Annotated in this window: 14 protein-coding genes; 5 read left to right on the top strand and 9 right to left on the bottom strand. The window is 43.5% G+C overall.

Annotated elements, in window-relative coordinates; translation table 11 throughout:
* On the bottom strand, positions 1–1,369 hold a 1,369-nt coding region (locus B5D54_RS15205), incomplete at its 3' end, for a methyl-accepting chemotaxis protein (protein ID WP_078927410.1).
* Positions 1,370–2,119: 750 nt separating this feature from the next.
* Between B5D54_RS15205 and napG the strand changes: the two genes are divergently transcribed.
* Positions 2,120–2,890 carry a ferredoxin-type protein NapG gene (gene napG, locus B5D54_RS15200; RefSeq protein WP_078927409.1) on the top strand — a complete coding sequence of 257 codons (771 nt, stop codon included), beginning with the start codon at positions 2,120–2,122 and terminating at the stop codon, positions 2,888–2,890.
* 1 nt (position 2,891) lies between these two features.
* Entirely contained in the window at positions 2,892–3,740 is an 849-nt protein-coding gene (napH, locus tag B5D54_RS15195; RefSeq protein ID WP_078927408.1) for a quinol dehydrogenase ferredoxin subunit NapH, read from the top strand.
* Positions 3,741–4,032: 292 nt separating this feature from the next.
* On the opposite strand, the gene B5D54_RS15190 is transcribed toward napH, so the two are convergent.
* The 6 genes from B5D54_RS15190 to napF all read right to left on the bottom strand — a co-directional run bounded on the left by B5D54_RS15190 (position 4,033) and on the right by napF (position 8,615).
* A complete protein-coding gene (locus tag B5D54_RS15190) occupies positions 4,033–4,167 on the bottom strand; it encodes a TIGR02808 family protein (RefSeq protein ID WP_078927407.1) in 135 nt (44 codons plus the stop codon).
* A gap of 15 nt (positions 4,168–4,182) precedes the next feature.
* Positions 4,183–4,761 carry a NapC/NirT family cytochrome c gene (locus tag B5D54_RS15185; protein WP_078927406.1) on the bottom strand — a complete coding sequence of 193 codons (579 nt, stop codon included), beginning with the start codon at positions 4,759–4,761 and terminating at the stop codon, positions 4,183–4,185.
* A 32-nt stretch (positions 4,762–4,793) separates the two neighbouring features.
* Positions 4,794–5,249 carry a nitrate reductase cytochrome c-type subunit gene (locus B5D54_RS15180; RefSeq protein WP_078927405.1) on the bottom strand — a complete coding sequence of 152 codons (456 nt, stop codon included), beginning with the start codon at positions 5,247–5,249 and terminating at the stop codon, positions 4,794–4,796.
* A 76-nt stretch (positions 5,250–5,325) separates the two neighbouring features.
* Positions 5,326–7,815 carry a periplasmic nitrate reductase subunit alpha gene (napA, locus tag B5D54_RS15175; RefSeq protein ID WP_078927404.1) on the bottom strand — a complete coding sequence of 830 codons (2,490 nt, stop codon included), beginning with the start codon at positions 7,813–7,815 and terminating at the stop codon, positions 5,326–5,328.
* Positions 7,812–8,117, bottom strand: a complete 306-nt coding sequence (locus B5D54_RS15170) for a chaperone NapD (RefSeq protein ID WP_078927403.1) — start codon at positions 8,115–8,117, stop codon at positions 7,812–7,814. Before B5D54_RS15170 ends, napA begins: the two co-directional genes overlap by 4 nt.
* A gap of 15 nt (positions 8,118–8,132) precedes the next feature.
* The gene (gene napF / locus B5D54_RS15165; protein WP_078927402.1) at positions 8,133–8,615 is read right to left on the bottom strand and encodes a ferredoxin-type protein NapF; all 483 of its coding nucleotides are present in this window, start codon (positions 8,613–8,615) and stop codon (positions 8,133–8,135) included.
* A 296-nt stretch (positions 8,616–8,911) separates the two neighbouring features.
* Here napF and narQ point away from each other — a divergent pair, with 296 nt between their 5' ends.
* Together narQ and B5D54_RS15155 are read left to right on the top strand one after the other, a co-directional pair.
* Positions 8,912–10,621 carry a nitrate/nitrite two-component system sensor histidine kinase NarQ gene (gene narQ, locus B5D54_RS15160; protein ID WP_078927401.1) on the top strand — a complete coding sequence of 570 codons (1,710 nt, stop codon included), beginning with the start codon at positions 8,912–8,914 and terminating at the stop codon, positions 10,619–10,621.
* A complete protein-coding gene (locus B5D54_RS15155; RefSeq protein WP_078927400.1) occupies positions 10,622–11,257 on the top strand; it encodes a response regulator in 636 nt (211 codons plus the stop codon).
* A gap of 103 nt (positions 11,258–11,360) precedes the next feature.
* Here B5D54_RS15155 and dcuC read toward each other — a convergent pair whose 3' ends face one another.
* Together dcuC and B5D54_RS15145 are read right to left on the bottom strand one after the other, a co-directional pair.
* Entirely contained in the window at positions 11,361–12,728 is a 1,368-nt protein-coding gene (gene dcuC / locus B5D54_RS15150) for an anaerobic C4-dicarboxylate transporter DcuC (RefSeq protein ID WP_078927399.1), read from the bottom strand.
* Between the two features lie 273 nt (positions 12,729–13,001).
* Positions 13,002–14,123, bottom strand: coding sequence for an acyl-CoA desaturase (locus tag B5D54_RS15145; RefSeq protein WP_078927398.1), 1,122 nt, complete (start codon positions 14,121–14,123; stop codon positions 13,002–13,004).
* 162 nt (positions 14,124–14,285) lie between these two features.
* On the opposite strand from B5D54_RS15145, the gene B5D54_RS15140 reads away from it, so the two are divergent.
* Positions 14,286–14,816 carry a GNAT family N-acetyltransferase gene (locus B5D54_RS15140; protein ID WP_078927397.1) on the top strand — a complete coding sequence of 177 codons (531 nt, stop codon included), beginning with the start codon at positions 14,286–14,288 and terminating at the stop codon, positions 14,814–14,816.
* The last annotated feature ends 4 nt before the right edge of the window (positions 14,817–14,820 follow it).

The raw sequence follows: 14,820 nt of genomic DNA, 5'->3' as shown, positions 1-14,820 counted from the left end.
ATTGGCCCATCAATTCACTGCTTTGTGCGGTGGCTTCACGAGCTTTAACCGCACAGGTTTGGAGATTTTGAATAATAGTGACAATGTCTCCGGTAGATTGCTGAGTTTTTCCGGCTAAAGCACGGACTTCATCCGCGACGACGGCAAAGCCGCGCCCTTGTTCACCCGCACGGGCCGCTTCAATGGCTGCATTGAGTGCCAGCAGATTGGTTTGGTCGGCAATATTGCTGATCACATCCACCACCATATTGATCTGCTGCGCTTGTTGTTCCAGCTCTAAGACGCGTTGTTCTGCTTTTTCAATTTCTTGCGTGACTTGAATAATGGAATTAGCGACAGCCGCCATTTGTTCTGAGCCTGAGGTGGCTTGTTCATTACTGTCACGAGCTGAGTCAGACGCGACTTCTGTGTTACGAGCGACTTCAGCAACGGTCGACTTCATTTCAGCCATCGCGGTGGCGATTTGCATCACTTCTTCTTGCTGCTCTTGCATGCCTTGTGACGTTTGCTCAGAGACTGCGCTGACTTCATCCACCGCATGAGCCAGTTGAGTGGCTCCAGCAACAATTTCTTCCACCGTGGTCGCTAGGTTACCTTGCATGGTACTACATGCATCGGCAAGGTTGCCGAGTTCATCTTCGCCAATCTCTTGTCGGTTTAGGTTATAGGTGAGATTACCTTTGGCAATCGCTTTAGCTTGTGCCACAACCAACTGCAACGGACGGCAAATTAGGCTAGAGAGTAACCAAGTCATTACTGCCATAAAAATCAGGATAGTAATGATACAAGTTAGGGTAAATTGGGCAATACTATGGATTAATTCAGTAAGGGTCGTACGGTTCTCATCAGCATAGGAGACATTCAATTGAAGTAATTCATCCACTGCGGCTTCGCTTTTCTCGTAAGTCGCCAAGGTTTTTTGCATTTCACTGATGGCTTTATCAAAGTTGTCATTTAACACATCGCTATTAAATGACTCAAGGTCACGTAAATAGGTTTGCCAGTTGTTCTTTATGGCAAAAAATTTTGCCCGATCGGTCTCGTCCCAAAGTGTGCGTTCATAGCTGGCTAACTGTTCTTGTATCTCTTGTTCGATCTCATTCATCCACTGTATATCAGCTTTAATCGCTGCATCATCGGTTTCTGAAATAATACCGAATTGAGCTCGTCGAATGGAGGCCATATTATATTTAATATCATTAACCATCATTAGCGAAGGCAAAGTACTGTCCGTTAATTCTAAAACTTCATCTTCAATGATATTAAGAGAACGATATACATAAATGCCAAAAGCAATATTGACTAAAGCAATAATACTAAAGGCAAGCGCAATTTTATTGCGGATTGCTAAATTTTTTAAAAACGACATAAAGTGAGTGACCTTGTGGTAACAACTAATTGGTCACATCCATATGATGAAAAACTATCCTGATAAACAGCCGTGCGTAAGAATATTCCGACTGCAATATGAAGCGAAGTCTAGCATGAAGCTTGATTTTAAGCGAAGAAAATATGACATGGTTCACAATTAATTGTCCGTTTTTTCTTACGTTTTAAGTGGGGTCCGGACAAGAGCCTGTTAATCGTTCAAGTGTATCAGGTTTTATTTATCGAGTTTTTCTTCGGTGAGGGAGTCGTCTGGCCTAAATATCATTGTTATTGTGGAATTTTGGTGATTGTCTTGTATTTGGAATAATAAAAATAATAGTAACTTATTAATTTCTGTTATGGTTTTTGCTTTTAACATTATCGTTCTAATGTCTTTGATAATACTTCTGAATAAATTCGATTTATATTCATAAACGCTGTCGATATAGAATCGATAAAAAAGATGTTATGGCTAAGAAGTGGGATAGTGACGCTTTAATCTTGATCTAACACAATAACCCTTTGGATTACCTCTTTAGAGGGATAGGAATCACCCCGTATATTTATACAGTTGTCCTATTCTTTCTATATCCATTGAAAATGTATTGTCTTTCTATTCCGGCAAGCGTGACAACGTGGTGTGTATTCCTGTTATAGCCGTTGATGCCGCTAAAGGCTATCGAGTGATATGTGAGGCCTTATAGAGTAGGAAGCTTCAATCTGTGTTGTATCGGCATATAAGGTCAGTGTCATGAGTATTCATCCTTCAAAGAAACTATCAGAGAGCCGCCGTCGGTTTTTACGAGACTCACTTCGAACAGCCGTTGGCGTTGGTGCATTTGCGACGGTACTGGGTGTTCAGTCGTTACAAAGTCAAGCAAGAGAAGGCAGCGGTGTACCGCTTAGACCACCCGGCGCTCTCCCTAAGGGGGATTTTGAAAAAGCGTGTACTCGTTGTGGCCTTTGCGTCAAGGCTTGTCCTTATGACACGCTCAAACTGGCGACGCTACTTTCTCCGCTAGAATCCGGAACACCTTACTTTCACGCTCGTGATATTCCCTGTGAGATGTGTGAAGACATTCCCTGTGTCGTCGCATGCCCAAGTGGTGCATTAGACCCTAATCTGACGAATATTGATGATGCAAAAATGGGGATAGCCGTACTTATCGATCAGCAAACCTGCTTAAATTGGCAGGGACTTCGCTGTGATGTTTGTTATCGGGTTTGCCCGTTAATCGATGAAGCGATCACGCTTGAATATGTTCGAAACGAGCGTACGGGGGTACACGCCAAGCTGATTCCTACCGTTAACCCAGATCAATGTACGGGGTGTGGAAAATGTGAGGAAGCGTGTGTGACGGAGGTGGCTGCGATAAAAGTGGTCCCCAGAGATTTAGCCAAAGGAAAAATGGGCGATCACTATCAATTAGGGTGGGAAGAGATTACCAAACCACTTCAGAACCGTGTTCCTGATACCAGTGATATTCCTGCGGGCGCGTTAGAAAGCTTAGGAGGAAATTAAGATGGCGAAAAATTTGGCAAAACATGCGGGTAAAGAGGCCGTTGAAAAATTGGGTTGGTGGCCTGCGCATCGTTTTCTTATTCTCCGGAGGCTCTGTCAGATCAGTATTATCGTGCTGTTTTTACTCGCTCCGACTATTAACATATTGCAGGGTAACTTATCATCCAGTGTGTTGCTTGATACGGTTCCTTTAACTGATCCGCTGATCTTCCTACAGATACTTTTTAGCGGGCATATTCCTGAGTTAAGTGCCATTTTCGGGGTGCTCATTGTGGTGGCTTTTTATGCACTGGTTAGCCCTCGCGCTTTTTGTGCTTGGGTTTGTCCAATGAATATGGTGACGGATATTGCGGCTTGGTTGAAACGGAAATTTGAAATCAAAGCCAGTTATCGTTGGAATAATCAATTACGATACTGGTTAGTCGCCGCCTTATTATTAGGCAGTGCGTTATCAGGCAGTTTAGTGTGGCCATGGATTGATCCTGTTGCAACCTTACACCGGGGCTTAATTTTCGGTATAGGAATGGGGTGGATCCTTGTACTACTGGTTTTCCTGATGGATCTATTACTGGTCGATCATGCTTGGTGTGGCCACCTTTGCCCACTTGGTGCAACCTATGGAGTCATTGGACAAAAAAGCATACTGCGAATTAAGGTGGTGAACCGAGAGGCCTGCACTAAATGTATGGATTGCTACCATGTGTGTCCTGAGCCGGATGTGTTAAGACAGCCTTTAAAAGAAGGGGAGCTCAAAGTGATGGATAAGAACTGTATTAGCTGTGGGCGCTGTATTGATGTTTGTCCAGAAAACGTCCTTGCCTTTACCAATCGACTGACAGATAAACCTTAATCATTATCTCATTCCCTCATATTCCATTCCTGGTCGTGTTGATCGAACATTATCGGGAATGGTGTTATCGACTCTCTCCGTTGCATGGAGATTTAGACACTGAAGATGATCTTAGTGCACTAAGCTGTTCGATATGAGTTCTGCATGAGCCATTAGGCGTTTTGGTGGTTGATTGCTAATGGCGATGAGGTGTGGCGTGCCATAGTGTTCAATAAGGGAAGAGGAAGTGTATCATGGCTATGGATGTACTTTGAGCCCCTAGTAAGAGCACTTATTAGGGGCTCTGTTTCGTTTACAAATTTTTATCCTTGGTGATGGACAGTAACCAAAGAGAAACGATGGCGACACCGATAAATCCACTCAAAATGATCACTGGCATGGCACTGTAACCAAGAAAATACCAAATAAATGACTCTAAACGACTCATTGCTTAACTCCTCTGTTATTGCCAGCCTTCGACACCATGCATGTCAGGTAAATTATGCGCAATGCCTCGATGGCAATCGATACAGGTTTTTTCACCAGAAGCCAAGGCAGTAGAGTGCTGCCTAGCACTGATGGTACTTTGTACCGAGAAATCCATATATTCAAACTGGTGACAGTTACGGCATTCCAAGGAATCATTATTCTTCATTCGAACCCATTCACGTTCAGCTAAGTGAGCACGTCGTGCTTGAAATTTTTCTGGTGTATCAATGGTCTTTAAGACCACATGCGCAAAAAGTTCTTTGGATGCTTGTACTTTTCGAACAATCTTATCCGTCCACTCGTGAGGAACATGGCAATCAGAGCAGATGGCTCGAACCCCTGAACGGTTGGAGTAATGGATGGTTTCTTGTATTTCAGCCACGATAGGAGCGTGGCATCCAGAACAAAACTCTTCGGTATTGGTGACTTCCATTCCGGTGTTAAATGCACCCCAAAACAGTAAGCCACCGATAAATCCCATAAACAGAACCACGCCCACCGCTGCTTTACTTGGAGCGGTAAGTCGTCGCCAAAATGCTTTCAGTAATTTCATACATTGCCTCTTTGTCTAATCTGCCGCTTGGGTTAATTGAGTGCATCAACGCTTTTAAAGCGGTTTTCAACTAATGGTTTTGCATCGGTTTGTGGAACATGACACTGTAGGCAGAAATAGCGGCGCGGTGATACGTCCGCCAATACGGCATCTTCCCGATCGACAAAGTGAGTGACACTGATTTTGGTCGCGCCCATTACTTTCGCATTTTTCCAACTATGGCAGCTAAGGCATTTATTGGCGTTCAATGAGACTTCATAGTTACGTATATCATGAGGAATCAAAGGGGGTTGATAGACAAAATCGGTATTTAACATTTGTTCACGAGGTTGCCGTTTCATCTCTTCCGCCGGAAGGGTTTCTGCAATGCCTGTCATACCACGTAATGATTCAAGGTTGCTTAGCTCGAGTGGTGTGTCTAGCTCAGCTTTGGCAAGACCAGTTAGGATGGCCCCAAGAACCAGTAAGCCAACGAGTATTTTTTTCATATTTATTTCTCCGCCTTATGGCTAAATTCTGTATAAAGGCTGCTCAAAGAGCAGCCAAGTCAGTCAAGCTAATTGGCTAGGCCACTTTGGTGATTTTTACCGGACATTTTTTATAGTCGGTTTGTTTCGAAAGTGGGTCTGTTGCATCCAAAATCAGTTTGTTAATCAGAATTCGCGCATCAAAGAAGGGAACAAAAACTAATCCACGAGGGGGTTTGTTTCGACCTCGAGTCTCGACACGAACACGGACTTCTCCTCGTTTATTGGAAATCAAAACTTCATCTCCTCGACGCAACCCGCGGGCCACCGCATCTTCATGGTGCATGAAACAAACGGCATCCGGAACGGCTTTATACAATTCAGGAACGCGACGAGTCATGGTGCCAGTATGCCAATGTTCGAGCACTCGGCCGGTGCAAAGCCATAAGTCATATTCTTCATCGGGCACCTCAGGTGGTGCTTCATAAGGTGCAGAGATGATCCAAGCTTTACTGTCTGGTTTGCCATAGAAATCCCAACCACTACCTGCTTTAGCGTAAGGATCCGACCCTTCTTTAAAGCGCCATAAGGTTTCTTTTCCATCCACTACTGGCCAGCGTAGGCCGCGGACTTGGTGGTAAACATCATAAGGGGCGAGATCGTGTCCATGACCACGACCAAAGGTGGCATATTCTTCAAACAATCCTTTTTGCACATAGAAACCAAAGTGTTGAGCATCATCATTCAGCTCTTTTGCTTGCTCAACGGGGAATTGGTCGACTTGTCCGTTACGGTACAACACATCAAACAGTGTTTTCCCGCGGTATTGTGGTGTTTTTGCTAGCAGTTCTTCTGGCCACACGTCTTCCACTTTAAAGCGTTTAGAGAACTCCATCACCTGCCATAAGTCAGATTTAGCTTCGCCAACGGTTTTTACTTGTTGATACCAAGCTTGAGTTCGACGCTCCGCATTACCATAGGCCCCTTCTTTTTCTACCCACATGGCGGTGGGTAAAATGAGGTCAGCAGCTTGAGCCGTGACAGTTGGGTAAGGGTCTGACACAACAATAAAGTTTTCTGGGTTACGATATCCCGGAAGACGTTCATTATTAATGTTTGGTCCCGCCTGCATATTGTTATTGCACTGTACCCAGTAGCAATTTAGGATCCCATCATTGAGCATGCGATCTTGTTGTACAGCATGGAACCCTGGTTTATCAGGGATTGTGCCTTCAGGCAGTTTCCACACTTTTTCGGCTAATGCACGATGTTTGGGATCGGTGACCACCATATCGGCGGGTAAACGGTGGGCAAAGGTTCCAACTTCTCTCGCTGTACCACAGGCAGAAGGTTGGCCTGTCAATGAGAATGGACTGTTGCCCGGTGTGGCAATTTTACCTGTCAGTAAGTGGAGGTTGTAGATTAAACTCTGCATCCACACGCCACGGGTGTGTTGGTTGACCCCCATCGTCCATAAGGACATGACTTTAGTGTTGGGGTCAGCATACTGCTTCGCTAATGTAATGAGCTTATCGACAGAAACGCCTGACATTTCAGATGCTTTTTCTGCCGTGTATGGGGCCACCGATTGTTTATACTGTTCAAAATTGATATTGCTGATATCACCAGAATTAGCATGCTTGGCTTTTTTCTGTAATGGGTGTTCATCACGAAGGCCATAACCAATATCTGTGATGGCTTGTTTGAAATGGGTATGCTTATTCACAAAGTCCCAGTTCACTGCATTATTCTGAATGATGTAGTTCGCAATAAAGTTAGCGATGGCCAAATCGGATTGGGGGTGGAATATGTATCCATGATCTGCCAGTTCGAGTGATCGATGGTAGTAAGTTGATAGAACGTTTACTCTGACATGGGGGTGGCTGAGACGTCGATCAGTTAGGCGAGTCCAAAGCACCGGATGCATCTCAGCCATATTTGAGCCCCATAGAACAAAAGCATCCGCATGTTCGAGATCATCATAACAGCCCATAGGTTCATCAATACCAAAGGTGCGCATAAAGCCAACCACCGCTGATGCCATACAGTGGCGTGCGTTCGGATCGATATTATTGGAACGAAAGCCCGCTTTCATCATTTTTACAGCCGCATAGCCTTCCATGATGGTCCATTGCCCAGAGCCAAACATCCCAATGCTAGAAGGCCCTTTGGTTTTCAGTGCGGTTTTCCATTTCTCGGCCATAACGTCGAACGCCATATCCCAAGAGACAGGGGTAAAATCCCCATCTTTACTGTATTTCCCATCTTTCATGCGCAGCAAAGGATGAGTTAAACGGTCACGGCCATACATGATTTTAGAGAGGAAGTAGCCTTTAATACAATTGAGGCCTTTGTTTACTGGGCCATCAGGATCGCCTTGAGTGGCGACGATTCGGCCATTTTGTGTCCCCACTAAGACTGAACAGCCCGTTCCACAAAAACGACAAGGTGCTTTGTCCCATGTTATTTTATTTTGATCTGAACTGGCGATCAGGTTAGCCGCAGAAGCCGGTAAGGTGATTCCGGCCACGGCGGCGGCTGATGCGGCTGCGTTTGCTTTCACAAACGCTCGTCTTGTCATTTTCATACATCACCCTCAAGTTGTGAATGCGGATTTCCAGTGTTGATATTGGTTTCTGGTAAAAGGGTATCAATTTGGTGATACACCAAAACCACACTCAATACGTGTGGTAAGTTGTTGATGGCATCGATCGTTTCTGTCACAAAACCTTGGCTTTCGGTTTCGAGTACGACGATTATTTTTCCTTCCGGACTGTCGCCATAAATTTCTGCTTGCTCAAAATCATTGATTTGCGCTTTAACCGTATCCAAATGCTCAGGTAGGGTGTGAACGATTAAGCTTGAAATATGTACTTCATTGAGTGACATGATGTCCTCTTATCGTTATGGATGAAGATTCACGCTGATGGCTGATGTTGGACAAAGAGAAACGCAAGCGCCACATCCGGTGCAGTCATCAAGGTGGAGTATAGGTTGGGCAACGTTACCCAACTGGAGTTGAAACTGTATGGCCATCGATTCACACACCTCTCCACAGCTTCGACACTCCACATTTTGTTTTGCAAGGCAGTGCTCACTGATTGCGACTTTGGCCTGCCATGTTGGCTCTGACTGTGGAAGAAAAATAGGCTCTGGACAAACGGTGGCACATTGATAACAAAATGTGCATTCACCTTGCTGGAAATCAATTTGGGGATAGCCACCATCACCATGGATGATAATTTTTTGTTCACATGCTTTTTGGCATAAACCACAACGAGTACATAAATCAGTAAACGCCTCGGGTTTGGCAACCCAAGGGAGGCGAAGCGTTGAAAGCGTCGCTGATTTACGTGAGAATAAACGTCGTTTTGAAAGGTCTATCACAAAAGCTCACTGCCCTGTTATGTGGTGTTATTACTCACTGGTATCAGTGAGACTTAATCCATTCTTATCCATACATAAATTGTAGTTTTTGCCTCCACTGTATAAATACCTCCAAGGGGGTAATTGCTGGTCAATATTGTTTTTGATCAATAAATTCCAGCGAGAGTGATCACATATTGTTAGTATTGATAAATAAGGCTCTATTTAATTGTCGTGATTCGTTTGCAAAAGAGCACACGAGAAGATGGCGACAGAGTAAACGTTGCCATTAGCTTAAGGTTGCTGGAGAGGTTGTATTGGGTAAGCGGGTAAAAAAATCAGTCACACGTATTATTGCTCAATCGATGTTGTTGATTTTGCTGTTATCCATTGTGACGACAGGATTTGCGATTTTGACATTAGCTTCATCGTTAAACGATGCTGAAGCGGTAAACGTCGCCGGTTCTATGCGAATGCAGAGTTATCGTTTGGCTCATGATATTCACAGCCATTCTGTTGATTACCGCACCCATATTGATGATTTTGAGCATTCATTGTATTCCGATTCCATGAGAGCACTACAGAATTGGTCGGTTCCTCCTGAAATTTCTCAAGATTATTCTCACTTAGTTTCTCGTTGGGAGACGTTAAAAGCGATTTTAAAAAGTGAAAATAACCGGATGTATCTAGAGGAAGTAGAAACGTTTGTTGGGGAAATTGATCAATTTGTCTTTAAGCTACAGAAATTTTCTGAGCAAAAACTGATTAAATTAGCGTGGGTTGGCGGTATCGGTTTAGGGGGTGTTCTGCTTATTTCTTTATTTGTTATTCAGTATATTCAAAAAGAGGTGGTACGCCCTCTGAAAGCGCTGGTTCGAGCGAGTGAACAAGTCCAGCATCGCTCATTTGATATTCAGTTAGAAGCATCTAGCCCTAATGAAATGGGAATACTGATGCGTACCTTTAATGATATGGCGGGGGAGTTAGGAAAACTCTATCGTGGGTTAGAACAAGCGGTGAATGAAAAAACCCATAAGTTACAACACGCCAATCAGTCATTGCAGGTGCTTTATCATTCATTGCAAGAGCTAACGGCGTCACGTATCTCCTTAGATAATTTTCAGGCGATTTTACAAAATATGATCAGCATTGAAGGTGTTAATGCTGTGCAATTGGTGATAGAGGAAGAGGCAGGGAAAGGCGTTGTTTTATGTGAAGGCGTTTTTGTTGGGGAAAATACCCATCAACATCCTTTGATTCTAGATGGCCAGCATCTTGGCGATCTGTATTGGCAAGGCGGTTATCCTTTACCCGATTCGACCTTAATGGATAATTTTGTGCATATTTTATCGCGGGCGGTATATTACAATTGGGCACAAAAACAAGCCGAGCAATTATTGCTGATGGAAGAACGCACGACTATCGCTCGAGAGTTACACGATTCTTTAGCACAATCTCTCTCTTATTTAAAAATACAGGTTTCTCTACTGAAACGAGTGATTAACCCGTTAGATCTTGGAACGAAAACACAGCAAGCTACCACGATCATAAATGATATCGATCAAGGATTATCAGGGGCCTATACTCAATTGCGTGAGCTATTAACGACGTTTCGGTTAACGATAAAAGAAGGGACTTTTGGTCAAGCATTACAGGAAATGATTCGTCAATTAGATGATCAAACGGAAACACAGATTGTACTAAATAACCAACTTTCTTCTCTTGAGATAGATGCTCACCAGCAAGTGCACCTGATGCAACTGATTAGAGAAGCGGTAATCAACGCCATCAAACATGCTAAAGCGAGTGAAATCTATGTGAATTGTGATGAAGACGAAGAACATGTTGTGGTTACCGTCGAAGACAATGGCTGTGGATTTGATGTGCCAAAAATGAAACAAAACCATTATGGTATGAGTATTATGCAAGAACGGGCAGCACGTTTAAATGGGCAGCTTTTTATTGAAGCCGTTCTTGGTTCGGGTTGCAAGATTACTCTGAAATACCCTAGTGCAAAGGATAGATAAGTGACTAAATGTAGAATTTTGCTGGTAGATGATCATCCTCTGATGCGTCGGGGAATCCATCAACTGCTCAGTTTAGAAGACGAATTTGATGTACTCGCAGAAGCCAGTAATGGCTCAGATGCGATTGCTCTCGCTCATGAGATCGAGCCCGATATGATTTTGTTGGATCTCAATATGAAAGGGATGTCTGGGTTAGACACATTAAAAGCGCTACGGGCCGATGGGTGTAGTGCTTTTGTCGTGATCTTGACGGTGTCTGATCATGCTGGAGACATTGAAGCTTTGATTAAAGCGGGAGCCGATGGTTACCTTCTGAAAGATACTGAGCCGGATGAACTTATCCAATTGTTGAAAAAAGCGATGCAAGGGGATAAAGCTTACAGTTCTGTGGTTGCTGAGCATTTACGACAACGTATCAATAAACCCGATGCATTTGCCCTGCTAACGGATAGAGAAACGCAGATCTTAGCGGAAGTAGCGAAAGGTTTTCGGAATAAGCAGATTGCTGATCGGTTGTTCATTTCTGAGTCAACGGTCAAAGTTCATATGAAAAGTTTATTAAAAAAGTTACAGGTGCCTTCACGAACAGCCGCGACCGTACTTTATTTAGAGCGTTATGGTGAAGTTAAATCTTAACTTGGTGATATTAACGGGTTGAGATATATAAATTCGTTAGTTAGGCATATAAAGAGGGCGCTAATTCTGCGCCCTCTTTATTATGCTGAGTGGTAACGTCAGCTTAACTTGCCATTGGAACCAGGATCATGGTGCCGATGATGACGGTAATTAATCCAGAAATCACAGGGACGGAGGTTCGCTTTACAACTTCAAACGGGCTGATATGAGCCATACCTGCGGTTGCCACCACAACGCCAGAGACAGGGGAAACGGTACGCCCTAAATTAGAGGCTTGTAGCATGGGAATAATCAAGAATGCGGGGTTGACTCCCATTTTGGCTGCAAGTGAAGGGGCCAATTCGACAAAAGCATAAAATGGCGCGTTCCCTGATCCTGTTGCAATGGCAGCTGCCATCGTTAGGATTGTCAGAATCATCATCAGAGCTAAGCCTCCCGCTCCCGCCGTTTCTGCTAACCCTAGTAAATTATCAATTGCACCAATAGACATCAAACCTTGAGCAAAGACTCCAGCGGCAACTAAAAGCATTACTACGCCTTTAAATGCTTCTGCCATACCATCGTAACAAGACTCCAAATCTTCCAAGGTTTTTTTACCATCAAAACGTTTGGTGATGAAATCGACGAGTGCACCTGCAAAAATAGAGACCACGACGATGGTATAAATATCAAGGGATAAGCCCGGGATGGTTTCTCCGTTAAACAGAAACACCCCGATAATTGGAAGAAAGGGCAATATGGCGTAATACGCGGGCGCATTGACTTCAATGGCTGAAACATCGATACGTTCCATTGGGGTATTGTCGCGTTTGTCGAGGTATTTATTCCAGAAAAAAGTGGCAGCAGCCATCACAATAATCGCACAAATAGAAACGGGTAATACGGTTTCAACGGCAAAGACGTGCAAAGCAAGGCCAGATTTCTCTGCGGCAATCACCACATCGCCAGAGGTTGGCGATAAAATAATAGCCGCGGGGGAAGCACACACGGCAACAGCAGCTGGGCGAGAAATTCCCATGGCTGTCATCATCGGGAACAAGGTTGCCATCAAGAGAACACCAAGCCCTGTTGCAGAACTTACCGCCAACGACATTAGGCAGGCAACAATGTACGCTGCAACTAACAGAACATAAGGGGAACGGATGACAGAAAGGGGTTTAGAAAACTGTTTGACCACGACATTATTAGCACCAATGTGTGTCATATAAGCCGCAAAACCACACAGCAGCATGATCTGCATGCCTAAGCCACCGCCGCGGTTTTGCAACGTAAATTTCACATATTCCATGGAGTCTGTGACAAGGTTACCGGTTGCGGTAATCGATGAAGGAAGCACGTCATAACCCAGTATTCCTGTCATTAACAATAGCGCAATCCCTGCCGTTAAGAGCACCCCGGCGGGTTTGTATCCCTTGACGATAAAATAACCGACAGCAATGGTGACAATTGCGCCGATAAAAAGCTCTAGCATAGTATTCTCCAGTCAAATATGTTGAATTGTTACACTCTAATACAATTTATAACTGAGAATTTACTCAAAACAAGATAGAGAGACGAGGCAAAGTTGCGATTTGCATGATCTAAAACAAACAAAAAAATAGGAAGTTAAGAATATGGATATTTAAGTAACTCGTGGTGGTAAATATTGTGTTAAATGTATTTTCTGGGTTTATCGATTGGTTGCTGGGCAGTAATTATATAAAAATAAAAGTGACACTGTGGTCACTTTTATTTATAAGAGGAGTTAAGCATACTGCTTTGTGATCAGCGTCCAACGATGTTTTGTTTCTTGAAAACGTCGTTTGACTTGTAGATAACGAATTTTCAATAAGGAACGTTCATAGCTTTTAATGGCCGAGTTAGCCTTACTTTCTAATAACTGTTTTTTGATGTCATAGTACTCATGCAACTCTTCGATAAAAGCATCAAACTCATGCTGAACGTGGGCGAACATGTTTTGTAGCTGGGGCTTTTGGCTCAGGTGAGCTTGAGCCAGTTGTAAGCGCATTTCTGCCCGAGCTTTTTCAATTTTAAGCGGTGGGGCAATACGTAATTTTTTGGCCAATCCCAACCAAGCGCAGAGTTTGATGATCCATTTTGATGGGTCATATTGCCACCAGTAAATCCCATTTCGATAGTCATTTTCAAAGATATGATGATAATTGTGGTAACCTTCACCAAACGTGAAAAAGGCCAAAATACCGTTATCACGCGCCGTATTCTTATTGGTATAAGGTTGTTTACCCCATATGTGAGCCAATGAATTGATAAAAAATGTGGTGTGGTGATTAAGTACTAAGCGGACGGCTCCAACAATAAGCAACATCCCCAGTATATCTTGATACCACCAGCCTAAAAATAGCGGCACTCCGATATTCATCACGATGGCGAGTGGGACATAATAATGGTGTTGCCACATCACAATCTTATCTTTTTGTAAATCTCGGCAGTTGCTGTAATCGGAATAACGGTCCTGATTATAGTTTCTCAGCATCCAACCCATGTGAGAGTACCAAAAACCTCGTTTGGCACTGTAGGGATCTTTCTCATTCTGATCGACAAATTTATGGTGGACTCGATGATCTGAGGCCCAATGTAATGCGCTGTTTTGCAGAGCGAAGGCCCCACCTAAGGCGCAAAGCAATCGTAGTAACCAGTGTGCTTCAAAGGTTTTATGCGACCAAAGCCGATGGTAACCAATGGTGATGGATAGATTACAAAATGAAAAACAGACAACTAACCAAAAGAGGTGTTCCCAACCATAACCCAATTGCCAGCCATACCAAGGTGCGACAAAAGCCGCCAGTATAAAGCTTAGCGAGAAAATCATTACATTCAGCCAGATCAACGGCGGTTTCTTGACCATAAAATTATCCTTTAGCTTACAGTTGTGCGCTAGAATATCAGCGTACACATGTAAGTCAAATAGGTTTAATTAAAATGTGATCAGTCTGTTTTGCTTTTACTGTATAAATGAATAGTATGAAGTGGAGCTGGAATAACAACTGGAAGTGATAAGGGCTATAAAATGGAAATAAAAGTAGCGGAATATAGTGATTTTGAACGTATTGCACATTTGCATGCGCAAAGTTGGCAGCAGCATTATCAAGGTATTCTTGAACAAGATTATCTGGATCATGATGTCTTACAAGACCGTTTACTGATCTGGCAGGTTCGACTCACTAACCCTCCTTATAATCAACATATTTTGCTGTTGGAGGATCAAGGCGTCTTGCTTGGGTTCATTTGTGCGTTTGGAAATCATGACGTAGAAAAAGGAACCATGATCGATGCCTTACATATTAACCCCGATTTTCAAGGCCAAGGGTTGGGAAAAAAGCTGATTAAAGCCATGATCGAGTGGATGGAACATTACTTTCCAAATCATGGGGTTTATTTAGAAGTCGCTGAGAAAAATCAATCGGCTCTGGATTTTTCTGATCATATGGGAGGAAAAAAAGCCTGTGAAAAAATATGGCAATCCCCAGAAGGCAATCGACTACCGGAAAAAGTGTTTACTTGGTCATCGCCGAAAGCGATGTTGCATGCTATAAGCTGATGGA

Origin of the sequence: Vibrio cincinnatiensis DSM 19608, assembly GCF_900167345.1 — a bacterium.
Taxonomy (GTDB): Bacteria; Pseudomonadota; Gammaproteobacteria; order Enterobacterales; family Vibrionaceae; genus Vibrio; species Vibrio cincinnatiensis.
The sequence above is the reverse complement of the archived record's forward strand: the minus strand, read 5'-3'. Positions and strand labels throughout refer to the sequence as shown.